General features: G+C 62.9%; 24 protein-coding genes. 15 read left to right on the top strand and 9 right to left on the bottom strand.

What is annotated here, in order from left to right; genetic code table 11:
• Positions 1-3 precede the first annotated feature (3 nt).
• Positions 4-906, top strand: a complete 903-nt coding sequence (locus Q2K57_RS02830) for a LysR family transcriptional regulator (RefSeq protein WP_304526089.1) — start codon at positions 4-6, stop codon at positions 904-906.
• Positions 907-953: 47 nt separating this feature from the next.
• Here Q2K57_RS02830 and fetB read toward each other — a convergent pair whose 3' ends face one another.
• The 6 genes from fetB to Q2K57_RS02800 form a co-directional block, all read right to left on the bottom strand.
• Complete coding sequence (gene fetB, locus Q2K57_RS02825) at positions 954-1,766, bottom strand: iron export ABC transporter permease subunit FetB (RefSeq protein WP_304526088.1); 813 nt, start codon at positions 1,764-1,766, stop codon at positions 954-956.
• A complete protein-coding gene (locus tag Q2K57_RS02820; protein WP_304526087.1) occupies positions 1,763-2,386 on the bottom strand; it encodes an ATP-binding cassette domain-containing protein in 624 nt (207 codons plus the stop codon). Before Q2K57_RS02820 ends, fetB begins: the two co-directional genes overlap by 4 nt.
• 150 nt (positions 2,387-2,536) lie before the next feature.
• Complete coding sequence (locus Q2K57_RS02815) at positions 2,537-4,126, bottom strand: ABC-F family ATPase (RefSeq protein ID WP_304526086.1); 1,590 nt, start codon at positions 4,124-4,126, stop codon at positions 2,537-2,539.
• 180 nt (positions 4,127-4,306) lie between these two features.
• Positions 4,307-5,830, bottom strand: coding sequence for a methyl-accepting chemotaxis protein (locus Q2K57_RS02810; RefSeq protein ID WP_304526085.1), 1,524 nt, complete (start codon positions 5,828-5,830; stop codon positions 4,307-4,309).
• Positions 5,831-5,937: 107 nt separating this feature from the next.
• On the bottom strand, positions 5,938-6,786 hold the full coding sequence (locus tag Q2K57_RS02805; RefSeq protein WP_304526084.1) for a formate/nitrite transporter family protein: 849 nt from the start codon (positions 6,784-6,786) through the stop codon (positions 5,938-5,940).
• A 387-nt stretch (positions 6,787-7,173) separates the two neighbouring features.
• Positions 7,174-8,925, bottom strand: a complete 1,752-nt coding sequence (locus Q2K57_RS02800; RefSeq protein WP_304526083.1) for a bifunctional diguanylate cyclase/phosphodiesterase — start codon at positions 8,923-8,925, stop codon at positions 7,174-7,176.
• A 179-nt stretch (positions 8,926-9,104) separates the two neighbouring features.
• Here Q2K57_RS02800 and modA point away from each other — a divergent pair, with 179 nt between their 5' ends.
• From modA to Q2K57_RS02780, 4 genes are read left to right on the top strand one after another with little or no spacing between them, the layout of a single operon-like run.
• Positions 9,105-9,965: a molybdate ABC transporter substrate-binding protein gene (gene modA / locus Q2K57_RS02795; protein ID WP_304526082.1), complete on the top strand. Its 861-nt coding sequence runs from the start codon at positions 9,105-9,107 to the stop codon at positions 9,963-9,965.
• Positions 9,965-10,630, top strand: coding sequence for a molybdate ABC transporter permease subunit (gene modB, locus Q2K57_RS02790; protein WP_304526081.1), 666 nt, complete (start codon positions 9,965-9,967; stop codon positions 10,628-10,630). Before modA ends, modB begins: the two co-directional genes overlap by 1 nt.
• Entirely contained in the window at positions 10,623-11,825 is a 1,203-nt protein-coding gene (locus tag Q2K57_RS02785; RefSeq protein ID WP_304526080.1) for an ABC transporter ATP-binding protein, read from the top strand. Before modB ends, Q2K57_RS02785 begins: the two co-directional genes overlap by 8 nt.
• A 16-nt stretch (positions 11,826-11,841) precedes the next feature.
• Entirely contained in the window at positions 11,842-12,447 is a 606-nt protein-coding gene (locus Q2K57_RS02780) for a DUF192 domain-containing protein (protein WP_304526079.1), read from the top strand.
• Here the strand turns inward: Q2K57_RS02780 and Q2K57_RS02775 are convergent.
• Entirely contained in the window at positions 12,417-13,277 is an 861-nt protein-coding gene (locus tag Q2K57_RS02775; protein WP_304526078.1) for a DMT family transporter, read from the bottom strand. The two genes, Q2K57_RS02780 and Q2K57_RS02775, sit on opposite strands and share 31 nt — an antisense overlap.
• A gap of 295 nt (positions 13,278-13,572) precedes the next feature.
• On the opposite strand from Q2K57_RS02775, the gene Q2K57_RS02770 reads away from it, so the two are divergent.
• The 4 genes from Q2K57_RS02770 to Q2K57_RS02755 all read left to right on the top strand — a co-directional run bounded on the left by Q2K57_RS02770 (position 13,573) and on the right by Q2K57_RS02755 (position 17,051).
• On the top strand, positions 13,573-14,580 hold the full coding sequence (locus Q2K57_RS02770) for a DctP family TRAP transporter solute-binding subunit (protein ID WP_304526077.1): 1,008 nt from the start codon (positions 13,573-13,575) through the stop codon (positions 14,578-14,580).
• Between the two features lie 118 nt (positions 14,581-14,698).
• A complete protein-coding gene (locus tag Q2K57_RS02765) occupies positions 14,699-15,178 on the top strand; it encodes a TRAP transporter small permease (RefSeq protein WP_304526076.1) in 480 nt (159 codons plus the stop codon).
• On the top strand, positions 15,168-16,463 hold the full coding sequence (locus Q2K57_RS02760) for a TRAP transporter large permease (protein ID WP_304526075.1): 1,296 nt from the start codon (positions 15,168-15,170) through the stop codon (positions 16,461-16,463). Before Q2K57_RS02765 ends, Q2K57_RS02760 begins: the two co-directional genes overlap by 11 nt.
• Positions 16,464-16,598: 135 nt before the next feature.
• Positions 16,599-17,051 (top strand): DUF4124 domain-containing protein, encoded by a 453-nt coding sequence (locus Q2K57_RS02755; RefSeq protein ID WP_304526074.1) that lies wholly within the window; start codon positions 16,599-16,601, stop codon positions 17,049-17,051.
• Positions 17,052-17,170: 119 nt separating this feature from the next.
• Here the strand turns inward: Q2K57_RS02755 and Q2K57_RS02750 are convergent, their stop codons facing one another.
• Both Q2K57_RS02750 and Q2K57_RS02745 read right to left on the bottom strand, forming a co-directional pair.
• Positions 17,171-18,091 (bottom strand): histone deacetylase, encoded by a 921-nt coding sequence (locus Q2K57_RS02750; protein WP_304526073.1) that lies wholly within the window; start codon positions 18,089-18,091, stop codon positions 17,171-17,173.
• 64 nt (positions 18,092-18,155) lie between these two features.
• On the bottom strand, positions 18,156-18,692 hold the full coding sequence (locus tag Q2K57_RS02745) for a macro domain-containing protein (protein ID WP_304526072.1): 537 nt from the start codon (positions 18,690-18,692) through the stop codon (positions 18,156-18,158).
• A 408-nt stretch (positions 18,693-19,100) separates the two neighbouring features.
• Between Q2K57_RS02745 and Q2K57_RS02740 the strand changes: the two genes are divergently transcribed.
• From Q2K57_RS02740 to Q2K57_RS02715, 6 genes are all read left to right on the top strand, one after another.
• On the top strand, positions 19,101-20,075 hold the full coding sequence (locus Q2K57_RS02740) for a TAXI family TRAP transporter solute-binding subunit (RefSeq protein WP_112054215.1): 975 nt from the start codon (positions 19,101-19,103) through the stop codon (positions 20,073-20,075).
• A gap of 142 nt (positions 20,076-20,217) precedes the next feature.
• On the top strand, positions 20,218-22,812 hold the full coding sequence (locus Q2K57_RS02735; protein WP_304526071.1) for a TRAP transporter permease: 2,595 nt from the start codon (positions 20,218-20,220) through the stop codon (positions 22,810-22,812).
• 15 nt (positions 22,813-22,827) lie between these two features.
• Entirely contained in the window at positions 22,828-23,256 is a 429-nt protein-coding gene (locus Q2K57_RS02730; RefSeq protein ID WP_304526070.1) for a universal stress protein, read from the top strand.
• Positions 23,257-23,544: 288 nt separating this feature from the next.
• Positions 23,545-24,360 (top strand): DUF2189 domain-containing protein, encoded by an 816-nt coding sequence (locus tag Q2K57_RS02725; RefSeq protein ID WP_304526069.1) that lies wholly within the window; start codon positions 23,545-23,547, stop codon positions 24,358-24,360.
• A gap of 133 nt (positions 24,361-24,493) precedes the next feature.
• The gene (locus Q2K57_RS02720; protein ID WP_304526068.1) at positions 24,494-25,321 is read left to right on the top strand and encodes an MOSC domain-containing protein; all 828 of its coding nucleotides are present in this window, start codon (positions 24,494-24,496) and stop codon (positions 25,319-25,321) included.
• Between the two features lie 71 nt (positions 25,322-25,392).
• Positions 25,393-25,908, top strand: coding sequence for a molybdopterin-dependent oxidoreductase (locus Q2K57_RS02715; RefSeq protein WP_304526067.1), 516 nt, complete (start codon positions 25,393-25,395; stop codon positions 25,906-25,908).
• Positions 25,909-25,916: the final 8 nt, after the last annotated feature.

Below are 25,916 nucleotides of genomic sequence, written 5' to 3'. Positions count from 1 at the left end.
TGCATGGATGAACAGAGCGTCCGCTGGGACGACCTGCGGGTCGTATTGGCCATCCACGCGGCGGGCTCCTTGTCTGGTGCCGCACGCCGCCTGGGACTCAGTCACGCCACGGTGTTTCGCCGCCTGGACGGCATCGAACGGCGTCTGGGCGTCAGCCTCTTCGTGCGCGGTCGCCGCGGCTACACGCCGACGCCGGCCGGCGAGGACATGGCCGCCACCGGCGCCCGTGTCGAGCGAGAGGTGCTGGGGGCCGAGCGCCGAGTCGCGGGGCGTGATTTGAGACTGTCCGGCACGCTGCGGGTGACGACCACGGATACCTTGCTCGCCGGTCTGTTGGCGCCGCTATTGGCGGACTTTCGCCGGATGCATCCGGATATCGTGCTAGAGGTCGCCGTCTCCAATCAGTTGTACAACCTGACCCGACGCGATGCGGATGTGGCGGTGCGGCCTTCGTCGACGCCGCCGGAGATGCTGGTCGGGCGCCGTATTGGCGAAATTGCTCAGGCCGTATATGGCTCACGTGAGTGCCAAGCCAATAACGCCGCTGAGCAGGATTGGCATGGCTTGGACTGGGTGGGGCCCGATGCCCAGTTGGGCTATTCGGCGCTGGAGGCCTGGATGGAGCACCAAGCGGTGGCGGCGACGTGTCGCTACCGACTCGACAGCATGCTGGGCATGTTCAGTGCCGTTCGCGAAGGCGCCGGTGTGGCGGTACTGCCTTGCTATCTCGCCGATGCCGATTCACGGCTGGTAAGGCTCAGCGAGCCATTGGCGGAGTTGAGTACCGATTTGTGGCTGTTGACGCACCCCGACTTGCGCCGGGTGGCCCGGATTCGCGCCTTCCTGGATTTCATCGCCGAAGCGGTGATTGAGCGCCAAGAACGGTTGATCGGAAAGCACGGTTGAGCGGGCAAAGCTAGTGCGCTGAACTGCTGCGCCGTCGGACCGGCTACTCAACTACCCTGGCCCTTGAGCGGGCTAAGCCGATCCAGACGCAGCCGCTCGCGCTCATCGAACAGCCGTCGGCTGGCGGCGGCGACGGCGGCCAGAGTGCCGAAGCCGGTGCCGGCGGTGATGATGAACATGATGAGGATCTGATATTTCACGGCCAGGGCCGGGGCGCTGCCGGCGAGTATCTGGCCGGTCATCATGCCCGGCAGGCTGACGACGCCGGCCGCGGCCATGGCGTTGATGGTGGGGATCATGCCGCTGCGCATGGCCTCACGGCGCACGTCACCGATGGCTTCCTGCCAGGGCTGGCCCAGCATCAGCCGATTCTCGATCACGCTGCGCTGCTGCCAGACGTTGGTGGTGAGACGGTCCATCGCCAGCGACACGCCGGTCATGGTGTTGCCGAGCAGCATCCCTAGAAGCGGGATGGCGTACTGGGGCGCGTACCATGGCTCGGGCCCGACGATTACGGTTAGGGTCAGCACCGTGACGCTGAAGGAGGACAGGAACATCGCCAGAGTGCCGATCCCGAAGGCCCAGCCGCCGGTGAGCCGCCGTCGTTGGCGCGTCATCACCTCGCGCCCGGCAATCAGCAGCATGGCCACGGCCATCATCACCACCCACTGAAAGCGTGCCGAGGCGAACAGCGCCTCCAGCACCAGGCCGATCAGCGTCAGTTGCACCGCCGTGCGCGCCGCGGCGATCAGCAATGGCCGGCCGATTTCCAGGCGTGCAAACGTGGTGCAGGCCGCAAGGCCCACGACCATCAGTGCAGCGAGGCCCAACTGCCACCATTCCAGGGCAATCAAGTTCATGGGGTCGTCTCCAGGCGGGAGCCTGTGATCCGGACATGATGCTGGGCGACTCGCTTGATCTGCTCCGGGTCATGGGCGACCCACAGCACCGGCATGCCGACTTGGCGGGCCTGCTCGCCTAGCCAGGCCTCGCAAGAAAGGGTGGTTGAGTGATCCAGGTTGGCGGTGGGTTCATCCAGCAGGAGAGCACGAGGCCGGCGGGAGAGGGCACGCAGCAGGGCGAGCCGCTGCTTCTCGCCCGAAGAGAGCCGTTCCACCTGCCAGTCGAGGGTTTGCGGAGAAAGGCCCAGAGCCTCGAGACCCGCCTGGCAGTCGCGGTCGAAATGCGCCCCGACATCCTCGGCCCACCATTGGCTTTCCGCCGGCACCAGCATCACCGCCCGGCGCCAGGCGTGGCCGGGCAGCGTCGCCTGAGCCTGATCACCGAGTCGGATCTCGCCTTCGTGAGGCTCCAGATCAGCAATGGCGCGCAGCAGGCGGCTCTTGCCAGAGCCGCTGGGGCCGGACAGGCAGGTGATCTCGCCCGGAGCGAGGCTCAGGGAAACATCCTCAAGGGCGCCGACGGCGACGGCCTCAAGGATCAGGGACGTCGCTGTCTGAGTGTCGGGTGGGGCTGGCATTCGGCGGGTACTCGCTGACAGTTGTGCGGCGACGTGGCTCTCGATCGACGGCGCAACCCGCGCCCCTCGCGTCGATCTCCGCGCCGCTCACGCCGTCCAAATCCTCAAGCATAGCCGATGCCGCATTGCGGAGGCGTGACAGTCAGCCGCTTAGCCGTAGACGCCCTGGCTCTTCAGGTAGTCGTCATAGCTGCCGCTGAAGTCGACGATCTTGTCGCCGCTCATGTCGAGGATGCGGGTGGCAAGTGACGACACGAATTCGCGGTCGTGGCTGACGAACACCAGGGTGCCCGGATAGTGATCCAGGGCCAGGTTGAGAGCCTCGATGGATTCCATGTCCAGGTGATTGGTGGGCTCGTCCATCAGCAGCACGTTGGGCTTCTGCAGGGCCAGTTTGCCAAACAGCATGCGGCCCTGTTCGCCGCCGGAGATCACCTTCACCGACTTGCCGATATCGTCGTTGGAAAACAGCATGCGACCGAGTGCGCCGCGGATCATCTGCTCGCCGCCGTCGGTCCACTGTGCCATCCACTCGTAGAGGGTGGCCGGGTTGGCGAAGTCGTCGGCATGATCCTGGGCGAAGTAGCCGATCTCGGCGGCATCGGTCCATTTCACTTCGCCGGCATCCGGGGCCAGGTGGCCGCTGAGGCAGCGTAGCAGGGTGGTCTTGCCGACGCCGTTGGGTCCGATGATCGCCACGCGCTCACCGGCCTCGATCTGCAGACCCAGTTTCTCGAACAGCGGGCCTTCATCGAAGCCCTTGGTGAGAGATTCGACCTGCACGGCGCCGCGGTGGATCTTCTTGTTCTGCTCGAAGCGAATAAAGGGGCTGACACGGCTAGACGGCTTGACCTCCTCGAGCTGGATCTTGTCGATCTTGCGCTGGCGCGAGGTGGCCTGCTTGGCTTTGGAGGCGTTGGCCGAGAAGCGGCTGACGAAGGCTTGCAGGTCGGCGATCTCGGCCTTCTTCTTGGCGTTGTCGGCGTGCAGGCGCTCGCGGGCCTGAGTCGCCGCGGTCATGTAGTCGTCGTAGGTGCCCGGGAACAGCTGGATCTCGCCGTAGTCCAGGTCCGCCATGTGGGTGCAGACGCTGTTGAGGAAGTGGCGGTCGTGGGAAATGATCACCATGGTGCTGCTGCGGGCCGTTAGCACGCCCTCGAGCCAACGGATGGTGTTGATATCCAGGTGGTTGGTGGGCTCGTCGAGCAGCAGTACGTCCGGGTCGGCGAAGAGCGCCTGAGCCAGCAGCACGCGCAGCTTCCAGCCAGGCGACACCTCGCTCATCGGGCCGAAGTGCTGGGCCTCGGGGATGCCGAGGCCGAGCAGCAGCTCGCCGGCACGAGCTTCGGCGGTGTAGCCGTCGAGCTCGGCGAAGCGGGTCTCGAGATCAGCGACGCGCATGCCGTCCTCTTCGCTCATTTCCGGGTTCGAATAGATGCGCTCGCGCTCGTCGGCGACCTCCCACAGCTCGGTGTTGCCCATGATCACGGTGTCGATCACCCGGTGGTCTTCATAGGCGAACTGGTCCTGACGCAGCTTGCCCAGGCGAGTCCCGGAATCGAGCATCACCTGCCCGCCGGACGGCTCGAGATCGCCGCCGAGAATCTTCATGAAGGTCGACTTGCCGCAGCCGTTGGCGCCGATCAGGCCATAGCGGTTGCCGTTGTTGAACTTGATCGAGACATCTTCGAACAGGGGCTTGGCCCCGAACTGCATGGTGATATTGGCGGTGGAGATCAAAGGGGGGTCCAATCGAAAGGGCTCAGCGTGCGCCGAGCGTGCGAGTGTGCAAACGTGCGGGCGCGCATTATACCGGTTCACGCCCGCCTCTTCACAATCGATTCGATGCTTGAGCGGTATCGGCCTCGGGACCTGTCAGCGGCCCCGGGGATAAGTACGCATGCGCTGGCGAAGCAAGATTCATGCGCCGGCAAAGGCACTCAGGGCCGGGGGCTGGCCGCCAAGGCGCGGTGCCTCGCGGGTGTCTGTGGCCGGTGAGGGGGTGGTTCCGGAGGGCTCGGCGAGGCGGAATTCTCCTACGTGATGCATCAGGACGGCGGCGGAGCCTGCCAGGCGCTCGGCCATGTGATGGGACTCCTCCAGCGCGTGGGTCGTGTGGTGCAGCGATGACTGCATCTCGCTGATGCTGCCCTCGAGCGCCTCGATGCCCTGGCGTTGCTGCGTGCTGGCCTGATCGATGCCGGCCAGGCGCAGGGAGACCTGCTCGAAGACATCGACCACCTGGCGCATCGCCGCATCGGCCTGGTGGGTCTGCGTCATGCCGTTTTGCAGGCTTTCACCGGTGTCGCGGGTGAGTTCGCCGATTCGCGAAGCGGTGTCGCTGGTGCGGGCGGCCAGGTTGCGGACCTCCCCTGCCACCACGGCGAAGCCTCGACCCTGTTCCCCGGCCCGAGCCGCTTCCACGGAAGCATTCAGCGCCAGCAGGTTGGTCTGGAAGGTGATGGCATCGATCTCGCCGAGCAGACCGGTGATATCGGTGATCTGGGCTTCCAGAGCCTGCATGGCATGGCGCAGTTCGATGACGGTCTCGCCGCCCTGTCGGGCAGCCTGCTCGGCCTCGCCGGCGAGCTGATGCACCCGGCCGGCCTCAGCGGCGCTCTCGCGGGTGGTAGCGGTCAGCTCGGTAGCGCTGGCCGAGGCCCGCTCGACCTGGGCGGCGTTTCGGTGCGCCTGTTCGCGGAGTGCGTCCTGCTCGCGACAAAGACCATCGCTCAGGTCATTGACCTGGCTTGCCGTGTCGAGGGCGGCGTGCAGGGTAGTGCTGATGCGTTGCTGCATATTGGCCATGGCGCCGAGCGCCGGGCGCGCGCGCTCATCTGGCGTGAAGGCCGTGTCGAGTCGGCCATGACCGGCACGCTCCGCAAGCTCGCAGACACGCAGGCTTTCATTAAGCAGCTGATGCAGCACCCGCGCCAGATACCCCAGCACCACCACCTGTGCCACCACGGCGCCACCATGCATCGCAAGGCAGGCCAGCAGATGGTTCGGTGTCATCTCGCTCATGCTGAAGTAGAGGCTGACCAGGCCCTGATACTGCAGCCAGGTAAAGAGCGCATGATGAATGGCGATCACCGCGCCGCCGAAGGCAATCACGCGCCAGTCGCTGTAAAGGATCAGCGTCGAGAGCATGATGAAGATGCTGAAGTGGGCCTCGATGCGTCCGTCGCTCTGTTCAATCAGCAGTGCCGACAGGCCCATGAACAGGGCCGCCTTGAGGAAGCCGTTGACGATGTGTCCCGGGGCCTTCCACTGCACCAGTGCGGCGATGGGAAAGGCGATGGCAACGAAGCCGACGGCCAGCGCCAGGGTATCGGTGGCGAGCCCGAGTCCCAGGCAAAGGAGTAGATGAAGCAGGGCGGGCATCCACATCAATCGGTCGGCCCGCTGATGATGGCGTGACATGGTGAAAGCCTGGCGGGGCATGAGCGGCAATTCCTTCTGTAAGCGTTATTTTTGATTGTACATTTAAACTTACCTGTATAGCTAATGTACAATTTAAAGGCATGATCGCTTATCGGCTCCGCCAGGTTTTACTTGAGAGAGGGGGGCGATGGCGGAGGCTTGTCGTTGCCATTCGGGTGTAGCGCAGGGCGCAGGTAGGCAAGCCAGTAGACGCCGGCGACGAGCAGGGTGCCGCCGACGATATTGCCAAGGGTCACCACCAGCAGGTTGGTGGCTGCGCCGGCCAGCGAGACCTGGCCCTGAGCATCCAGCGCCATGCCCAGCGGCAGGAAGAACCAGTTGGCGATGGAGTGCTCGAAGCCCATCGCCACGAAGGCCGCAATCGGCAGAGTGATGGCCAGGATCTTGTCGGTGACGCTATGCCCGCCCATGGCCAGCCATACAGCGAGACACACCAGCACATTGCATAGCATGCCCCGAGCGAAGGCGGGGAGCAGGCCGAGCTCGGCCTTGGCGACGGCGATGCCCCGCGCGGTCTCGCCCACCGCACCGCCCCCCAGCAGCCCGCTGTCGGCCCACACCACCAGAAGCGCGGTGCCCAGCGCTCCGATTACGTTACCGACATACACGAGCCCCCAGTTGCGCAGCAGCGCGCGGGTACTGATCTGGCCGCTGGCCCAGGCCATGGCCAGCAGGTTGTTGCCGGTGAAAAGCTCGGCGCCACCCACTACCACTAGCACCAGGCCGAGGCTGAAGGCCAGCCCGCCGAGCAGCCGTGTCACGCCCAGCCCCAGGGTGCTGTCCGTGATCACCACGGTGTAGAAGAAGCCCCCCAGGGCGATGAAGGCGCCGGCCAGCACGCCGAGTACCAGCAGCGTGAGCGCATCGGCGTGGGCCTTGGTCACGCCCATGCTGGCCACCCGCTTGGCAATCTCGCGGGGCTGGTAGGCATCGCTGAAGAGCGGTGAGGGATCCATGGTAATCTCCGGCGACGCGGGGTTGAGGGCAGTATAGCGGCGGCATTGCAGGCCATCTTTGATGTGTATCAGAGCGCAGAAGGCAAGCCGGCTGATTTCGCGATCGTCTAGATTGACGTGCCGGTCGCCTCGGTCACTCAGCTACCCAGCGGGCGTCAAGCATCGGTGACGGGATTCCGCGCTGCCGTCTAGTCGCCCTGCCGGCGACACTGATGTGGGCCTTAAGCTCGTCTATGGCGTGTGCTTGCCGAGGCTACTTCATCCAAAGGTGGTTGGATGGCCCCGGTCCAGTCGGAGCTTGTGAGCAGGCCCTGGGAGGAGGCAGTAAGAGAAGCAGCTAAGAAGGGAAAGTGATAAGTGGACGACCTGCCTTCGTTGTTACTGGATTCAGTGGCGTCGGCGCTCGATCAGCAGGTTATTGCCTGACACGTGCTTGGCATGGCACTTGAGTTCAGAGAGTCGGTCGGCGATGGTCAAGGCACTGCTGAAACGGCCGGGCTTCACCGGCAGAGCGGCCAGCGTCAGGCTGATGAAGGGGAAAAATTGGCGGTTTCCCTGGCGGTCTTCGCCTGCGATGCCACCGGCCTCTTGGTCGGCGGGGCGGTAGAAACTGGGCGCCATGGCCTCGAAACGGTCCAGCACCTGCTCACAATGGGCCTGCCAGTCACCGCCGCTCAGCAGCAGCATAAAATCATCACCGCCGATATGGCCGACGAAGTGACCGTGCTCGATCAGCGTATCCTGCAGCAGATTCGCCACGGCAATGATGACTTCGTCGCCATGGGCATAGCCGTAATCATCGTTGTAGGCCTTGAACTGGTCCAGGTCGCAGTAGGCGGCGACGAAATCGCGTCCTTCGGCAAGGTGCGACGCCATCGCGTCGTTGATCAGGGCATTGCCTGGCAGGCCGGTCAGGGGGTTGGCGTGGCGAGCCTGGCGCACACGTTGAGAGGTGATCTCGCGAAGCAAGTCGATGATATTGCCCATGCCTTGGTAAAGCCCATCCTCATCAACAATCACGAAGTCCTCGTGACGGCCGCCATCGGCTTCGGTGACCCACTGGCTCAGCTGCTCCAGAGATGTGTCATTGCGTGCCACGATCATCTGCTTGTCGGCGAGCTCTTCCAGGTGGCTCTTGGCGTACAGAGAGTGAGCGAAGGGGTTGGCAAACAGCGTCAGGAAGTCGTTGCGACGAATGACGCCGATCGGACGACCCTCTCTCACCAGTGCCACGCAACGCAGCCCGAGATCATGCTTGAACCGGTCGAGCAGCGTTGGCAGCTTGCTCTTGGCATCGATAGCGGCAATCGGCTGGCTGATCGAGGCGGCGATGTGGCTGGTGGCAGGCTGACGCTGCGGGGTGTACCTGAGATTTTCAATGTTACGAGGGGGGGCTTCGCTGGGGCGTGCGAAATGATAGCCCTGCAGATAGGTCAGCTGCATTTCCCAGAGGATGTGATATTCCTCTCGGGTCTCGATGCCCTCTGCGATCAGTTGGCAGCCCAGATTGCGTGAGACGTCGATGATCGAGCGCAGAAACTGCTGCTTGAGGCAGTCCTGGTCGATGCTTTCGATGAAGTGGCGATCGATCTTGACGAAGTCCGGGCGCAGCTCGGCCCAGTGGCGCAGCCCGGAATAGCCTGCACCAAGATCGTCCAGCGCTACCTTGAAACCCATGTTGCGATAGTGGGTAACCGCTCGGCGCATCAGTTCGTAATCATGGATCGGCGCGTGCTCGGTCAGCTCGATCACCACCCGTTCTGGCGAGAGGCCAGCGAGTTTCAGGTACTCGATGGTGGCCCCTTCGCGGAAATCCCATTCGAGGATGGTGGCCGGCATCACGTTGAGAAACAGGCGCGCCGGCAGCTCCATTTCGACGAAGCGCTGAATAGCCAACCGACGACACAGCAGGTCGAGTTCGACCAATCGTCCTGCGTGCTCGGCACTGGCAAATAGCTTCAGGGGAGAATGTAGCGGGGAATCTGAGGGGCCGCGAACCAACGCTTCATAGCCAAAGATCAGCTGGCTTTCGCCATCCACAATGGGTTGAAAAAGCACCGTCAGGGCGTTGGCCTTGATGATGAAATCAAGCCACTGGGCATCGCTTTGCTGCATCAGGGTCTGCGTGGAGAGCGGCATTGTGTGAAAATCAGCCTCGTCGGGGGGATGGCGCCATACCATTCAGACTGAATTAGTATCATTGCACTGATGTGACATCCTGGCATGTCGCCGCGTGCGTTGCCGGCTCAGGGACGCTGTGATGATATGCCCCTGCACCTTTGATCTTTTGATCTTCATTCTCAGACAAGGATTTCACTATGCGAGTGTTGACGCGCCAGCTTGCCCAGTGGCTGCTGGTCGTGGGCCTGGCCGTCGCGCCAGCCGTCATGGCCAACGACGTACCCCGCATTGCCGTGGCGTCGAGCCTGCAGTTCGCCCTGACCGAGATCGCCGAAGATTTTCAGGAGGTCAGCGGACGCCAGGTAATCCTCAACATGGGGTCATCTGGCAACTTCCGTCGGCAAATCGTCCAGGGCGCGCCCTTCGAGCTGTTTCTCTCGGCCAATGAAGGCTACGTGCAGGCGCTTAATGAGGCCGGCAAGACCCGGGATGCCGGGGTGCGCTACGCCCGGGGGCGCCTGGTCTGGCTGCAGCGCAAGGGCCTAGATGGCGAGGAAGGCGGGGAGAGCGGGGAAGGCGGAGAGGACGGTCAACTGGGCGAGCAGCCTTCCCCCGAGGCGCCGCTGGCCGCGGTGAAAGCCGCCGTGCGGGCCTGGCAGACCGACGGCAGCCGGGCTCGCTTCGCCCTGGCAAACCCTGAGCATGCGCCCTATGGCGTCGCGGCGCGTCAGGCACTGGAGCATGAGGGCCTGTGGGACGCCAGCCAGCCCTTGCAGGTGCAGGGTGAGAACGTCGCCCAGGCGGCACGTTTCGCGCTGTCTGCCGATACCCGCGGCGGTCTGGTGGCCTATTCACTGGCATGCTCACCGTTGCTTGCAGAGAAGAGCCGCTATGTGCTGATTCCCGAGGCCTGGCATGTGCCCCTCTACCAGCGCATGGCTCTACTGCCGGGAGCCGGGGAAACGGCTGAGGCCTTCTATGCCTACCTACAGAGCCCGCCCGCGCGGCAGGTGTTTCGTGATTATGGCTTTGCCGTGCCGGCTCCGGACGCGCCCTGATGGATTGGGGCGCGCTGTCTGTCTCGCTGCGCCTGGCGTTCGGCACTTGTCTGATCCTGCTGCCGGTGGGGCTTTGGCTGGGGCGGCGTCTGGCCCGAATGCAAAGACGCCGGGCGCTGATCGAAGCCCTGGTGGCTCTGCCGCTGGTGATGCCACCCACGGTGCTGGGCTTCTATCTGATGCTGGCTTTCGCCGGGGACGGCCCTTTGGGTGGTTTCTGGGCGTCGATGACCGGCACCAGCCTGAACTTTTCCTTCACCGGCATCCTGCTCGCCTCGCTGGTGGTCAACCTGCCCTTCGCCGTGCAGCCGATTCAGCGCGCCTTCGAATCAGTGCCGGAGACCCTGCGCGAGGCCGCCTGGTGTAGTGGTCTGTCGACTAGTCAGACCTTCTGGCGCATCGAACTGCCGCTGGTGCGCTCAGGCGTGGTGTCGGCGCTGGCGCTGACTTTCGCCCACACCCTTGGCGAGTTCGGGGTGATCCTGATGGTCGGCGGCGCCATCGACGGCGAGACCCGCACCCTGGCAATCGCTATCTATGACCGAGTGCAGGCCTTCGACGAAGCCGGCGCCGGCCGCATGTCGGCGCTGCTGCTGTGCATCTCGTTCCTGACCATTGGTGTGGTCTATGGCCTTTCCAGGCGAGGAGGGCGCCGCCATGGCTGAGCGCGGACATGACGATTCACAGGCCGTGGGTGTCGGCGACGAGGGGGCCGATGTCGAGGCACTTCATACCGAGGGGCAGCATTTCCAAGGACATCACGTCCAGGGACTGAGCGTCTCGCTGCATCAGGCAGGGCCGATTCCGCTGGCAGCTGACTTTGCCTGTGCGCCCGGTGAGCTTCTGGGCCTGGTCGGTCCCTCTGGCAGCGGCAAGACCACGCTGCTGAGGGCTATCGCCGGCCTGACCCAGGTGGCCAGCGGGCAGATTCACTGTGGCGGCGAGAGCTGGTTCGATGCCGCGCGCGGGCATTCGCTCAGCGTCCAGGCCCGGCGTATCGGCTTCGTCTTCCAGGACTACGCCCTGTTTCCTCACCTTAGCGCCCGGGATAACGTCCTGCTGGCGGTGGAGGGTGATGGTGGCGAGGCGCGGCGTGCAACGGCGGAGGCCTGGCTTTCGCGGGTGCGGCTCGAAGGGTTAGAGGACCGCCTGCCTCACCAGCTCTCGGGCGGCCAGTGCCAGCGGGTGGCGGTGGCCCGGGCCCTGGCCCGCAAGCCCCAGGTGCTGCTGCTCGACGAGCCTTTCTCGGCGGTGGATCAGGTCACCCGTCGGCGCCTGCAACGCGAACTGGCGCTATTGCGCGAAACGCTGACCATTCCCATGGTGTTGGTCACTCATGACCTGGAAGAGGCCAGCGCCCTGGCCGATCGGCTGTGCGTTCTTCATGGCGGCAAGACCCTGCAGAGCGGGACGCCGGAGACCCTGTTTCGCACGCCAGACACGCCACTGATTGCCCGGCTGCTGGATCGCCACAATGTCTTCAGCGGTGAGGTGATCGAACAGCATGGCGAACGACGGCTGGCTTGGGGCCCCTATCGGCTAGAGGTCGGTCAAGGGCTCGAGGCATTCGCCCCCGGCCAGACGCTGCGCTGGTATCTGCCGCCCTCTGACGTGGTCCTGCACCGGCGTGGCCGGCCGTCAAAGGGCGAGCGAGAAAATCCGGTTGAAGGCCAGGTTCAGGAAATGGTGGTGCTGGGCGGCGTGACCCAGATCACGCTGGCCTTCGATCATGGTGCGGAGACGCTACGCTTCGAGATCACCACCCACGCCGCCCGTCGCAATGATCTGGCGCGAGGCGAGACCGTGCAGGTCTCGCTGCTGGCCGCCGCTATCCACCTGATGCCAGGCGCATCCTCATGACCCGAGAGGTCCACTCATGAAGGTTCCTATAAGCCTGTCCGCAAGCATGAGCCGCCGTCGTTTTCTTTCAGGCCTGGCCGCCATCGGCGGTGCCTCGGGCGCAATCGCCTGGCTGCCGTTGGCCGGTTGGCCGGCAAGCACTGCCCGCGCAGCCGAGCTTCACTACGCGTCCACGACCCTGGCCATTCATGGCGATCAGGGGCCATCGCGCCTGGAGGTGGAGCTAGCCGAGAGTCCGCAGCAGCGGGCGAATGGATTGATGGGGCGCGAACAGCTGGGGGCAGAAGCCGGCATGCTGTTTGTTTATGAGCGGCCCCAATCGCCGGACAGCGGCTTCTGGATGTATCGCACCCTGATTCCCTTGGATATCGCCTTCATCGACGGCGACGGGCGCATTGCCGCCATCCGCCAGATGACCCCCTGCGGCTCTGATGTGTCGGGGGATTGCCGCGCCTATCGAGCCGGTGTCGCCTATGTGGCGGCGCTGGAGGTTAATGCCGGGTATTTCGCCAAACGCGGTATTGAGGTGGGCGACTGTGTGAGCCTGCCCGGGCCGCTTGACCAGCAGAGGGGCAGTGCGAGCCGTGAGCTTCAGGTATCGGCCTGCTGGCGGGCCGGCTGAAGGATGATCAGCGCGAGCCCGGCCAGCACAAGCCCGCCGCCGACCAGCTTGTAAATGTTCAGGCTATCGCCGAGCAGCCAGGCGCCAAGCAGCACCGCGCCCACCGGCATCAGCAGCGTCAGCGGTGTGACGCTGCTGACCGGGTGGCGGCGCAGCAGGCCATACCAGATGCCGTAGGCGACGATCGATGACATCACGGCGGTGTAAACCACTGCGCCCCAGCCCGCCCAACCGGCGTTCTTGAGCGCCGCGAGATGATCCGTCTCGAACCACCATGAGCCCAGCGCCACCTGAGGCACCGAGAGCAGCGCTATCCAGCCGGCCAGTGCCAGTGGTGGAATCTTGGGGCCGCGTTTGATCAAGAGCTGCGAGATGGCCCAGCCCAGTGCGCTGAGCAGCAGCAGTGCCAGTGGCAGCGGCGCGGGAAGGGTGGGGCCGCCAGCCAGGACCACCACGCCACCGAACGACAGCACCAGGCCAATCAGTCGTCTGGCGTCCAGGTGCTCACGCAGGAAGATGACCGCCAGTACCGTGGCGAAAGGGGTACCCATCTGCACTAGCAGGGCGCCGGTGCCTGCCTCGGCCTGACCGAGGCCGATGAACAGCAGGGCAAAGTGCAGGCTGCCGAAGGTCAGCGAGAGCATGAGCAGGAAAGGCAGTTGGTGTCGATGAACCGGATGAAAGGGCACCAGCAGCCCGGCCACCAGTGCAAAGCGCAGGGTGGTCAGTAGCAGCGGCGGCAGGTCGGCTACCCCGAGCTTGATGACGATGATGTTCAGCGCCCAGATGGCGATGACGAAGAGGCCCAGTAGCAGATCGCGGAGTGGCACGGCTCGTCCTTCAGGTTGGTCGATGGGCGAAAAAGTTAGCAGCATAGCAGTTTGTTGACGTGATGAGCCCGTCGAGGCGCTGGCGTGTATGTTCTAAAAGCATGGAGCGCCAAGCTTGCCATGCCGCGGCCGCGCCCCTCATACCTTGGTTTGGCATCATTTCGGCCGGGTTCTATTTACACTGCTATAGAAGCCGCTGATTGATCGATTGCTGTACCAATACCCATACCAATAACGAAGGCCCGGACCCTTGGCTCGACCATCGGGTTATAGGGAGCCTGAACAAGGACACGCAATGATGACGTTTCGTTTTTCCCGTTTCACGACGATTCTGGCCGGAACCGCCCTGCTGTGCACGGCACTGTCTGCCCAGGCTCGCGAACTTTCGGTCTCGACGGTGCTGTCGGATGCCTTCCCCTGGGGTCAGGCGGCGGAGAAGTGGGCCGAGCTGGTTGAGGCCCGCTCTGATGGCCGTCTGACGCTGCGGGTCTATCCCAATGCCCAGCTGGTGTCTGGCGATCAGACCCGCGAGTTCTCGGCCATGCGCTCGGGGCTGATCGACCTGGCGGTGGGCTCGACCATCAACTGGTCGCCGCAAGTGCCGGAGCTCAATCTCTTTTCGCTGCCGTTCTTCATGCCCGACAACGCGGCGGTCGATGCGGTGACCGGCGGTGAGGCTGGCGAGCAGGTCTTCGCGGCCATCGAGGCGGGCGGTGTGGTGCCGTTAGCCTGGGGTGAGAATGGTTTTCGCCAGCTTTCCAACTCCAAGGGCCCAGTCGATGAACCGAGCGACCTGGATGGCCTGAAAATTCGTGTGGTGGGCTCGCCCCTGTTCCAGGACACCTTCGAGGCGCTGGGCGCCAACCCGACCCAGATGAGCTGGGCGGATGCCAAGCCGGCGCTGACCACCGGCGCCGTCGATGGCCAGGAGAATCCGCTCTCGGTCTTCGACGTGGCGCGCATCGACCAGGTCGGCCAGACGAACCTGACGCTGTGGAACTACATGAATGATCCGCTGGTGTTCGCGGCCAATCAGCGTGTCTGGGGCTCGCTGTCCGCCGAGGATCAAGCCCTGCTGCGTCAGGCCGCCGTCGATGCCGGCGAGTGGGAGATCGCCATGACCCGCGATGAAGAAAGCGCACGTCGGGCAGCGATCGAGGAGCGCGGTGTCGAGGTGGTTGAGCTCACCGAGGCGCAGCACCAGGCCTTCGTCGAGGCGACCCAGAGCGTCTATGCCACCTGGGGCGATAAGATCGGCGAGTCTCTGGTGCAGGCTGCCCGCGACGATATGGCGGCCGACTGAATGACAGGTCCCTGTCGCTTGAGCGACGCACGCCTGCGCGACCAACGCTTGTGTAAATAGCTCTTGTCTCTGATTGACCGGCCCCGAAAAGGGCCGGCTTTTGACGTTTGAGGACGCCATGAAGAGCCAACCCGATGCCAGACCCGAGCGGGTGCTGGCTACCTTGTCGCTTGTAATTATCGCGTTGATCAGCCTGGCGAATGTCGTCGTGCGCTACATCACCGATGCCTCTTTCGCCTTCACCGAGGAATTCTCGGTATTCCTGCTGGTCGTGCTGACCTTTGCCGGTGCGTCGGTGGCGCTGCGTCGCAACGGCCATATCCGCATCAGCCTGCTCGAACGTGCCTTGCCGGCGGCGCCGCGACGGGTGCTGATCGTCTTCCAATGGCTTTGCAGTGCCACGGTACTGAGCCTGATCGTGTGGTTTGGCGGCAAGCTGGCCTGGGATGAATATCACTGGCAGTCGCTGTCGCCGGGGCTGGGGCTGCCGCAGTGGTGGTACATCGTCTGGCTGCCTGTTCTTGCCGCACTGATGCTGCTGCGGCTGAGCCAGCAGTGCCTGGATCGCCTGCGCGGAGGCATCGAAGATGAGTCCTGATGTATGGATGATCCTGGCGTTCGCTGGGCTTTTGATCGCTGGGGTGCCGGTAGCTTTTGCGCTTGGCCTGTCAGGCGCCCTGGGCATCGTGCTGGGATTGCCGGCGACGATGCTGGCGACCCTGGGCACCAACACCTACAACAGCGTCGCCAAGTATCCGCTGATCGCCATTCCTCTATTTATCCTCACCGGGCTGATCTTCGAGCGTGCCGGGGTGGCCGCCCGCCTGGTGCGCTTCGCCCAGGCGCTGATCGGGCCTCGCCATGGCGGGCTTGCGCTGGTCGCGGTGCTTGTTTGCATGATCATGGGCGGGATGAGTGGTTCGGGGCCAGCAGATGCGGCGGCCGTGGCCATGGTGATGCTGCCGAGCATGACCCGCGCCGGCTACCCGAAGCCTTTCTCGGCAACGCTGATCGCGGCCTCTGCCTCCACGGCGATCCTGATTCCGCCGTCGGTGGCGCTGATTCTGTATTCGATCGTGGTGCCGGGGGTCGACCTGCGCGCGCTGTTTGCCGCCGGGCTTTTCCCGGGCATGCTCGCCGGTGCGGCCCTGCTAGTGCCTGCCTGGTGGCTGTCGCGGCGCTATGGCTGGGAGTCGCCGCAGAGCGTGTCGCGCCCGGCGCTGGGGGAGAGTTTCCGTCAGGCGCTGCCAGCGCTCTTCGCGCCGGTGCTGATCCTGGGTGGGCTGCGCTCGGGGCTGTTTACGCCCACCGAGGCGGCTGTGGCGGCGGTCACCTACGGGGTCATCGTGGGCATCTTCCTGACCCGTGAGCTCGACTGGCGGGAGCTTTGGCGACTGTTCGGCGAGGCCGCGGTGATCACCGGGGTGGTGATGCTGATCATCGCGCTGGCCGGGATCTTCGCCTGGGCCGGCACTATGCTGGGTACCTTTCGACATCTGGCCGAATGGATCATTGGCCTGTCCGACAATGGCGCCTGGCTGCTGGTGTTGATCATGCTGGCGGTGTTGCTGGCGGGGATGGTGCTGGACGCGATCTCGATCTACCTGATCATGATGCCGATCCTGATTCCGGTCATGGAGCATTTTGGTTGGCATCCGGTGTGGTTCGGCATCCTGCTGGCCATGAATATCGCCATCGGCCAGTTTACCCCGCCGGTGGCGGTAAACCTGATGGTCACCACCGAAGTGGCGAAGATTCGCCTCGAACAGACCGTGGGTTGGGCGCTGATCTTCGTGGTCGCCATGGCGGCTGCGCTTGCCCTGGTGGCGGTCTTTCCGTCGATCGCTCTTTGGCTGCCTGGCGTTCTGGGATATAACGTCTAGCTAAATTAAAGAGGCGTGCGTCCAGAGAACAGGGTCCAGGGAATAGGGGCCGGGGAATAGGGGCCGGGGAATAGGAGGCAGATACCTCCTCAGAGGCAGCCGCCGCATGACAGCAACCACAGGGAAGTGGCATCGATGAAAGCAGTGAACCGAGCGGCGCATCTGCGCCATGAGACGATGAAAGGTTCGGCCCTGACCCGCCTAGGGGTGTGCCTGGTGCTTGTTGGGTGGGCAATGGCGGCTCAGGCACAGGTCTATTCCTGGCAGGATGAGGAGGGCCAGTGGCATTTCTCTGATCACTCTCCCGACGGCGGCGGTGAGCAACGCAGCCTTGATGAGTTGCCGGATATCAATAGTATGCGTCCGCCCGGCGCCTCTCCCTATCGCCCGGTGCCGTCGTCGCGGCCTTCTAGTGGAAAGACGCAGGGCTTTGCCAGTGCGGTGAATCCTCGCTGCGAAAGGCTCGAGCAGCGCCTCGAATCCGTCCAGCAACAGCTGCGGGCCGGGTACGAGGAGCCTCGTGGCAATCGGCTGCGGGCCGCCCGGCGTGAGCTTGCCGCGGCCTATCGCCGCGAGTGCCGCGATTAGATGGTAGGTCCCTGAATCGGCTCTCTCCAGCCGCTCTATATAGGTGCATGAGCCTGTCTTGTGGTGGGAGCCAAAGCGCGTGCTTGATAGTTGAACCCGGGGAGTAACTCTGAGGCGGTTCAGGTCAGCGTGCTGGCGGCGCGATGCAGCTGGGCGTGGCGGTCGGCCAGCGCCTCGAGGTCGCGGTCATAACCGCCACCGATCACCGCCGCGACCGGCAAACCCGCTTCGCGACAGGTTGCCAGCACGTAATGATCCCGGGCGAACAGGCCTGTATCACTCAATGCCAGGTGGCCGAGTCGATCATCGGCATGCACATCTACGCCGGCATCATAGAGCACCAGGTCAGGCGCGAACTGGGCCAGCAGTTGTGGCAGGCTCGCCTTGAGGTGTGCGAGGTAGTCATCATCACCGGTGCCACGGGGCAGGGCGATGTCCAGATCGCTATGCTGCTTGCGAGCCGGGAAGTTCGCCGCGCCGTGCATCGAGAAAGTGAATATCCGGTGATTGTGGCGAAAAAGGCGTGCGGTGCCGTCGCCCTGATGCACGTCCAGATCGACAATCAGGATGCGCGCGACCCATCGCTTGGCCAGCGCATGGGCCGCGGCGACCGCGAGATCATTGATCAGACAGTAGCCGCTGGCGGCATCGGCATGCGCATGGTGAGTGCCGCCAGCGGTATTGCAGGCAAGGCCGGTATCGAGCGCCGCTTCGACGCTTGCCAGCGTGCCGCCGACTTCGAGCAGGGTGCGCTCGACCAGCGCCTCGGACCAGCGAAAACCGCTGCGTCGCTGGGCAGCCTCACTCAGGGAGCCGCCGAGAAAGGCCCGCAGGTAGTCGGGCGTATGGACTCGAGCCAGGCTTGTCTCGTTCGCCGCTTGTGGAGTGATCCACTCAGCACGAATTTCGTTCTCATCGGCGGCCAAGGTGTTTCGCAGCACCCGAAACTTGGCCATCGGAAAGGGATGACGCGGGGGAAGCTCGATGGTGTAGCCAGGGTGATGGATCAGCGGCAGTGGCATGGCGGGCGTTAGGGGCATAAGTCTTGGGTGAGAAAGGCCTCACTCTACCCGCCGGCTGGGCCCGCGGCCACCGCAGACCGGCTCAGGGCGATGCCGCGTTCTCGAGCAAGGTCAGGGTCTGGCGATAGAGCGTCAGGCTCGCGGCATCGTGGAGAACGAAACGCACCCGGCGCAGGTGGCGGCAGTGCGGGGCTTCCATCAGTACCGTGGTCAGGGCCACCCAAGTGGCTTCGTTCATAGGGTAGCCGAAAGCGCCGGTGGACAGAGCGGGAAAGGCGATGGAAGCGAGCCCGTGACCCTCGGCAAGGGCGATGGCCTCTCGGTAGCAACTGGCAAGCAGCATGTCCGAGGGCTCGTCGCGGCCATAGACCGGCCCCAGGCAGTGAATCACGTGGCGGTTCGGCAAACCATGGGCGCTGGTAATTACCGCCTGGCCGGGGCGGATCGGTGCCAGCGGACGACAATCGTCGGCGAGGCCCGGGCCGGCGGCCCGGTGCAGGGCGCCGGCGACTCCGCCGCCCGGCATCAGCTGCGCATTGGCGGCATTGACCACCGCGTCCATGTCGGGCTGGTGGGCGATGTCACCCTGGTGGCATTCGATCTCGACGGCAGGTGTCATGGGGAGTCCGAGTCGAGGGTTCATCCCTTCTCAGTCTATCCGCGATGCTCGTAGATATCAGTCTCATCGATATCAGTTGCACGGCTATCAGGTTTCGCCGGTACATGTTGACCGATGTCGGCATGTTTCAACGGCAAAGAGTACTAAGATGTTGGTCGTAAATAGCAGAATCGTACGGTTGTTTTGATCTAAAGTAGTGCATAATCATATTCTGTAAGGGTCAGCGGAACTGAACGCTGATAGCGCAACGTCGCCAGACCCGCACTGGCAAGCTATACCTTATACATCGAATGCGATGATCGAAAAGGGTCAATCGTCATTCTGGGTATGCGCGCCGACGCAAGACGGGCGACGATGTCGCAGAGGTGGCAATGCCACCCAACATCAACAATACCAAGAGGTGTCTGAATGAAACGCCATGCAATCACTGCTGCAGCCGTCTCCGGCATGCTGATGGGTGCCGCCATGTTCTCCTCGCCGGTCGTAGCGCAGGAGCGCTTCATCACGATCGGTACTGGCGGTCAAACCGGCGTCTATTATGTCGTCGGTCAGTCGATCTGCCGTCTCGTGAACCGTCTCGAAGACTCAGATATCAAGTGTAACGCGCCGTCCACCGGCGGTTCTGTGGCCAACATCAACGGCATCAAGTCCGGTGAGCTGGACATGGGTGTGGCTCAGTCCGACGTGCAGTACCAGGCCTATAACGGTACCGGCAACTTTGCAGGCGACGCCTACCCCGAGCTGCGTGCGGTCTTCCGCGTGCACGGCGAGCCTCTGACGCTGCTGGCCCGCGCTGACTCCGGCATCGAAACTCTCGATGATCTGGAAGGCAAGCGCGTCAACATCGGTAACCCGGGTTCTGGCCAGCGCAACACCATGGAACAGGTCATGGAAGCCAAGGGCTGGACCGAGGACACCTTCTCGCTGGCGTCTCAGCTTGATGCCGCTGAGCAGGCTGCCGCCCTGGCCGACAACAACATCGACGCCATGGTCTATGTGGTTGGTCACCCCAACGGTTCCATCCAGGAAGCCACCACAACCGTGGATGCCAAGCTGATCCCGCTGGATGGCCCGGCTATCGACGGTCTGGTCGAAGAGTATCCGTATTACTCGAAGGTGTTGATCCCGGGTGGTCTTTACAAGGGCAACGACGAGGACGTGACCACCTTCGGCGTGGCAGCGACCTTCGTGACCAAGGCCTCCGTGGATGAGGACATCATCTATCAGACCGTCAAGGCGGTGTTCGACAACTTCGATCGCTTCAAGCGTCTGCACCCTGCATTCGCTAATCTGAAAGAAGAAGAAATGGTCACCCAGGGGCTGTCGGCTCCGCTGCATCCGGGTGCGGCTCGCTACTATCGCGAGCGTGGCTGGATCGAGTGATCCTGGTCTAAACGGAGTTCAAGGCTCCTGACTCGATGCGCGGCCGTTCCTGCAGGAAGGTCGCGCATTATGGTTTCTAGCCCCGGGGTATGGCCCGGGAGCCCAGGCCTTTCCGGCGATGGATAGCAAGCAGGATGATTTCATGAGCGAAGACAAAACAAGGACCTCAGCCTCGAGCGTCGATCTCGAGGACATGGTGGCGTCCTCGGACTCCGGGGCGCGAAAGCCGCCCGGACTGCCTGGCAAGGTGCTGGTGATTACGGCAGCGGTCTGGTCGTTGTTCCAGCTGTGGATCGCTTCACCGCTACCCTTCGTGCTCGAGTTCGGGGTGTTCAACGCCACCGAGTCGCGCTCGATTCACCTGGCGTTTGCCCTGTTTCTGGCTTACATGGCCTATCCGGCTACCAAAAACTCCCCGCGGGATCGTATCCCCATTCAGGATTGGGTGCTTGGCCTGCTGGCGGCACTCGCCGGTGCCTACATGTTCATTTTCTACGAGCAGCTGGCCCAGCGGCCGGGGGCGCCGATCATGCAGGATGTGATCGTCGGCGTCATCGGCATTCTGCTGCTGCTCGAGGCCACGCGCCGGGCGCTTGGCCCGCCGCTGATGATCGTGGCCCTGGTCTTTATCGGCTACTCGCTTGCCGGTCCCTACATGCCGGGCATTCTGTCCCATCGAGGGGTCAGCGTCTCGGGCTTGATCAACCACCAGTGGCTGACCACCCAGGGGGTGTTCGGCATCGCGCTGGGGGTGTCGACCAGCTTCGTATTTTTGTTCGTATTGTTTGGTGCGCTGCTCGACAAGGCGGGCGCCGGTAACTACTTCATCAAGGTGGCCTTCTCGCTGCTTGGCCACTACAAGGGTGGTCCGGCCAAGGCGGCAGTGGTGGCTTCAGGCATGACCGGCCTGATTTCCGGCTCCTCTATCGCTAACGTGGTGACCACCGGTACCTTTACCATTCCAATGATGAAGCGGGTCGGCTTCTCCTCCGAAAAAGCGGGGGCCGTTGAGGTCGCCTCGTCGGTGAACGGTCAGATCATGCCGCCGGTGATGGGCGCTGCGGCCTTCCTGATGGTCGAGTACGTGGGCATCTCCTATGTGGAAGTTATCAAGCATGCCTTCCTGCCGGCGCTGATTTCCTACATCGCTCTGGTCTATATCGTCCATCTCGAGGCCCTCAAGGCCAACATGCAGGGGCTTGAGAGCAGCAACCCGCCAAAGCCGCTGGTACGCAAGGTCATTGGCTTCCTGGGCGGTCTCTTGCTGATGATGATCACCGCCCTGGTGGTCTATTACGGCTTGGGCTGGCTCAAGCCGGTACTCGGCGAGGCAACCCCCTGGGTGGTAGCTGTGGGTCTGTCGGTGATCTACATCGGGCTGCTCAAGGTTGGCTCCAACTACCCTGAGCTCGAGACCGATGATCCCAATGCACCGGTGGTCAAGCTGCCCCAGACGCGCCCGACCGTGATGGTGGGCCTGCAGTTCATCCTGCCGGTAGTGGTGCTGGTCTGGTGTCTGATGGTCGAGCGGCTGTCGCCAGGGCTGTCGGCCTTCTGGGCCACGGTGTTCATGACCTTCATCATCGTCACCCAGCGCCCGATCATGGCGATCTTCCGCGGTCAGAGCGATCTCTCCGCGGACATAAAAGCAGGTTTCCTCGATCTGTGGGATGGGCTGGTCACCGGTGCCCGCAACATGATCGGCATCGGTATCGCCACAGCCACGGCCGGCATCATTGTCGGGGCCGTATCGCAGACCGGCGTTGGCCTGGTGCTCGCCGACGTGGTCGAGATCCTGTCGATGGGCAACCTGATGCTGATCCTGATGCTCACCGCGGTGCTGAGCCTGATCCTCGGCATGGGCCTGCCAACCACCGCCAACTACATCGTGGTTTCTGCGCTGCTGGCGCCGGTGATCGTAACCTTGGGTGAGCAGAACGGCCTGCTGGTGCCATTGATCGCCGTGCACCTGTTCGTGTTCTATTTCGGCATCATGGCCGACGTCACGCCACCGGTGGGGCTGGCATCCTTTGCCGCCGCTGCTGTATCGGGGGGTGACCCGCTGCGTACCGGTTTCCAGGCGTTCTACTACAGCTTGCGGACTGCTGCGTTGCCGTTCCTGTTCATCTTCAACACCGACCTGCTGTTGATCGACGTGACCTTCCTGCAGGGCATTCTGGTCTTCGTGGTGGCGACAATCGCCATGCTGATCTTTGCCGCGGCGACCCAGGGCTTCATGCTGACCCGCAACCGCTGGTACGAGAGTATCCTGCTGCTGCTGGTGGCCTTCACGCTGTTCCGTCCGGGCTTCTGGATGGACATGATCCACGATCCCTACCAGTCGATACCGCCGAGCCAGTTCGTCCAGGCCCTGGGTGAGATGGATGATGACAGTACGCTGCGTGTCCAGGTGGCGGGTAAGGACGCCTATGGTGATCCACTGACTACCTACATGACATTGCCGGTGCCGGAAGGCGAGACGGGGGAAGAACGCCTGTCCAACTTCGGCCTGGAGCTACTGGTCAAGGATGAAAGCCTGGTCGTCGATATGGTCGCCTTCGGCAGTCAGGCCGAGAAACTTGGCTTCGACTTCGATCAGCAGATCATCGAGGTGCTGGCACCTGTGGATCGTTGGTCCAAGGAGTGGATGTGGATTCCGGCCCTCGGGGTCTTTGGCCTGATCGTGCTGATGCAGCGGCGTCGCCGCGATGGCTCGGCCAAACCGGTGTCCGCCTAACAGAGGGGGTAGATCATGTATCAGAAAATCCTGCTGCCGCTGGATCTCAACGAGGAGGCGTCCTGGGAAAGGGCGCTGCCCACCGCCTTGGCCTTGTGTCACACCTTCGGCGCCTCGCTGCACTTGGTGACCGTGCTGCCTGACTACCGCATGCCGCTGGTCGGGTCCTATTTCCCTGCTGACTTCAGCGAGAAGGCGCATAAGGCGCTAACCGATGCTCAGCATGCGTTCGTACAGCAGCACATACCCAGCGATATCACCGTGCAATGTGCTATCGCCGAGGGCTCTCCCTGGGAAGCCATCATCGATACCGCCAAGAAACTCGATATTGACCTAGTGGTGATGGCCTCGCACAACAAGCGCAAGTTCGCCGACTACGTCCTTGGCCCCAATGCCGAGCATGTGGTGCATCACAGCAAAATGTCGGTAATGATTGTGCGGTGATTCATCAACGGCCACGTCGCTAAGCTAGTCGCCAACCCCCGAACGGTTCTGCCGCTCGGGGGTTGGCGTTTCTGGGACCTGACAGGCATCCGTGGGTCGGCTCTGGTCGAGCATAAGCGCCGGTAGGGGCAACTCTTCACCCCCTCGTCTACATTAAAAAAAGCACTATTGAAAAAACGTTAGGGGATCTTGCCTTGCAGGCCAATGCGCTCCCTTGGACGTCGCCGGGTGCGGCGTCAGGTTCAGGCCTGAGGGTGACCATCTTCGCGAACGGTTGAGGGGTATGCCATGAATGCAGCTGCCACGAAGGGCCCCAAGCCTTCTGACTACAACGTCAAGATCAGCATCAACCCGGTGGGTATGGATAGACCCAGAGCCTGGCTGGTTTCCGGTTTTCAGGACTTTCGCGATGCCACTGTCGTTAGCTTGGCCTATGGCATGTTCTGGGTGGGCCTTAGCCTGGCGATGACCCTCGCGGCCTTTACCCTCGACCTTTGGCACTGGTTGCTGCCGTTGGTGGCCGGTTTCATGTTCCTCGGCCCTCTGGTGGCGGTAGGTGCCTACGGGATCAGCCGTGCCCTCGAGGAACATCGGACACCGACCATGGGCGATGCCTTTGGTGCCTGGAGTGCCCATACCGGTCAGTTGGCGATGATGGGCCTGATGATGATGATCTTTTTCCTCGCCTGGATTCGGCTGGCGACGCTGCTGTTCGCACTTTTCTTTGGTTTCGAAGTGCCAAGCCCCGATACGCTCTACACCTCCTTGCTGACCACCTCAGAAGGGCTGAGCATGCTGTTGGTGGGCACGGCGGCGGGTGCGGTACTGGCCTTCGGAGCATTCTCGATCAGTGTCGTCGCCATTCCGACACTGATGGATCAGGACCTGACCTTCATGGAGGGCATCGAGGCCAGCCTCAAGGCCGTGGCGCAGAATTTCCGTCCCATGCTGCTATGGGCCGCGATTCTTACTGGCAGCGTACTGCTTGGCGTGGTGACCTTCTACATAGGCCTGGCCGTGATCCTGCCGGTGCTGGGTCATGCCAGTTGGCATGCCTACGAAGACCTGGTAAAGGTCGAGATCATCGAGCCTCCGACCCACTGAGTGTGTAGGCAACTGGCCCAGCATTGGCGGTCTTCGGTAAGCTATGCAGGCGAATCACCTTGACGATATCGCGTGGCGTCGAGCCTAGAGCGCTCCACGCCATGCTTACTCCTGCCAGCAAGGACTGCTTGCCATGACCACCTCTTCCCTGCGTTTGTCTGCTCTTTATCGCTATCCGCTCAAGTCTTGTGCTGGAGAGGCGCTCGAACGTGCCCAGGTGCATCAGGAAGGAATCGTCGGGGATCGGCGTCTGATGTTGGCTCGGCCCGATGGGCGCTTCATCACGGCACGGACGCATCCCCGACTAGAGCTGATGCAGGTTCAGCTAGGTGAAAGAACAGTGGTGCTGCGTTTCCCCGGGCATCGGGATCTCGAGCTGGTCCGGGCGGACTTCGCTCTGGCACCATTTGCGACCGAGGTATGGGGTGACCGCTTCGAAGCGCTGACGACCTCGCAAGACGCCGATGCCTGGTGCAGTGAAATATTGGGTGAGACGGCCCAGCTGCTATGTATCGGCGAGCGCTCACCGCGCTATCGACAATCGATCGACCAGCGGGTCGGATTCGCCGACGGCTACCCGCTGCTGCTGATCGGTGAAGGGTCGCTTGCCGACCTTAATGCCCGTCTGGCTCATTCACAGGGAACATCAGAAGGTAAGCCTCACATCATGGCCCAGTTTCGTCCCAACCTGGTGGTGGCCGGTAGCGATGCCTTTGCTGAGGATGGCTGGCAGCGGCTGCGTATCGGGGAGGTAGAGCTTGGGGTTGCAGAACCTTGCTCGCGTTGCGCGATGATTACCGTCGACCCGGCCACTGGAACCTTTTTGCCTGGCAAGGAACCACTCAAGACACTGGCGACCTATCGACGAGGTGAGAAGGGGAAAGTGCTGTTTGGTCAAAATCTGGTCGTGCTGAAAGAGGGCCGTTTGGCGCTCGGTGACGAGGTCGAAATTCTGGCATGATTCGGCCCCTGACCCGTGTGCAACGATCGCGTAGGGTGGCAGCACGCATTCTGGACCGTCGGAGGTCTTATATGAACCCGATCGCCCACTCCCTGGCCTGGTGCCTCCTTGCAGGCCTTAGCGTTGTCGCCGCTCACGCTGATCCACTGTCCTTGCCCAAGCCTGAAGGCAAGGTGCTGCTCGAAATCAGCGGCGATATTCGCTACACCAACGCCGGCGACAAGGCCCGCTTCGATCGAGAGATGCTTGATGCGCTGCCTAGCCGTGTCGTGAGTACCCACACACCCTGGACGGATCGGGAACGGCAATTTCGAGGCCCGCTGCTTAGGGATCTTTTGTCCCGGGTCGGTGCTCACGGCGACCAGCTGCGAGTCGAGGCCCTGAACCATTTTTCGGGGGAGATACCGGTCAGTGATGTTCAGGATTACGCGGTCATCCTGGCCATGACCATGGACGGTGAGCCATTGGCGATTCGCGACTTCGGGCCACTCTTCGTGTTATACCCCTTCGATGAGAATCCTGAACTCAATACCGAGAATATCCGCTATCGAAGTGTATGGCAGGTTGCCAAGATCCATGTCCACTAAGCTGTATC

The organism is Halomonas sp. I5-271120, assembly GCF_030553075.1.
Lineage (GTDB): Bacteria > Pseudomonadota > Gammaproteobacteria > Pseudomonadales > Halomonadaceae > Onishia > Onishia taeanensis_A.
The sequence above is the reverse complement of the archived record's forward strand: the minus strand, read 5'-3'. Positions and strand labels throughout refer to the sequence as shown.

Bases quoted from the DNA above. Each gene is read 5' to 3' on its own strand.
- Q2K57_RS02830 (WP_304526089.1), top strand. From the start codon at position 4: ATGGATGAACAGAGCGTCCGCTGGGACGACCTGCGGGTCGTATTGGCC.
- fetB (WP_304526088.1), bottom strand. From the start codon at position 1,766: ATGAACTTGATTGCCCTGGAATGGTGGCAGTTGGGCCTCGCTGCACTG.
- Q2K57_RS02820 (WP_304526087.1), bottom strand. From the start codon at position 2,386: ATGCCAGCCCCACCCGACACTCAGACAGCGACGTCCCTGATCCTTGAG.
- Q2K57_RS02810 (WP_304526085.1), bottom strand. From the start codon at position 5,830: ATGCCCCGCCAGGCTTTCACCATGTCACGCCATCATCAGCGGGCCGAC.
- Q2K57_RS02805 (WP_304526084.1), bottom strand. From the start codon at position 6,786: ATGGATCCCTCACCGCTCTTCAGCGATGCCTACCAGCCCCGCGAGATT.
- Q2K57_RS02800 (WP_304526083.1), bottom strand. From the start codon at position 8,925: ATGCCGCTCTCCACGCAGACCCTGATGCAGCAAAGCGATGCCCAGTGG.
- modA (WP_304526082.1), top strand. From the start codon at position 9,105: ATGCGAGTGTTGACGCGCCAGCTTGCCCAGTGGCTGCTGGTCGTGGGC.
- modB (WP_304526081.1), top strand. From the start codon at position 9,965: ATGGATTGGGGCGCGCTGTCTGTCTCGCTGCGCCTGGCGTTCGGCACT.
- Q2K57_RS02785 (WP_304526080.1), top strand. From the start codon at position 10,623: ATGGCTGAGCGCGGACATGACGATTCACAGGCCGTGGGTGTCGGCGAC.
- Q2K57_RS02780 (WP_304526079.1), top strand. From the start codon at position 11,842: ATGAAGGTTCCTATAAGCCTGTCCGCAAGCATGAGCCGCCGTCGTTTT.
- Q2K57_RS02770 (WP_304526077.1), top strand. From the start codon at position 13,573: ATGATGACGTTTCGTTTTTCCCGTTTCACGACGATTCTGGCCGGAACC.
- Q2K57_RS02765 (WP_304526076.1), top strand. From the start codon at position 14,699: ATGAAGAGCCAACCCGATGCCAGACCCGAGCGGGTGCTGGCTACCTTG.
- Q2K57_RS02760 (WP_304526075.1), top strand. From the start codon at position 15,168: ATGAGTCCTGATGTATGGATGATCCTGGCGTTCGCTGGGCTTTTGATC.
- Q2K57_RS02755 (WP_304526074.1), top strand. From the start codon at position 16,599: ATGAAAGCAGTGAACCGAGCGGCGCATCTGCGCCATGAGACGATGAAA.
- Q2K57_RS02750 (WP_304526073.1), bottom strand. From the start codon at position 18,091: ATGCCCCTAACGCCCGCCATGCCACTGCCGCTGATCCATCACCCTGGC.
- Q2K57_RS02745 (WP_304526072.1), bottom strand. From the start codon at position 18,692: ATGACACCTGCCGTCGAGATCGAATGCCACCAGGGTGACATCGCCCAC.
- Q2K57_RS02740 (WP_112054215.1), top strand. From the start codon at position 19,101: ATGAAACGCCATGCAATCACTGCTGCAGCCGTCTCCGGCATGCTGATG.
- Q2K57_RS02735 (WP_304526071.1), top strand. From the start codon at position 20,218: ATGAGCGAAGACAAAACAAGGACCTCAGCCTCGAGCGTCGATCTCGAG.
- Q2K57_RS02730 (WP_304526070.1), top strand. From the start codon at position 22,828: ATGTATCAGAAAATCCTGCTGCCGCTGGATCTCAACGAGGAGGCGTCC.
- Q2K57_RS02725 (WP_304526069.1), top strand. From the start codon at position 23,545: ATGAATGCAGCTGCCACGAAGGGCCCCAAGCCTTCTGACTACAACGTC.
- Q2K57_RS02720 (WP_304526068.1), top strand. From the start codon at position 24,494: ATGACCACCTCTTCCCTGCGTTTGTCTGCTCTTTATCGCTATCCGCTC.
- Q2K57_RS02715 (WP_304526067.1), top strand. From the start codon at position 25,393: ATGAACCCGATCGCCCACTCCCTGGCCTGGTGCCTCCTTGCAGGCCTT.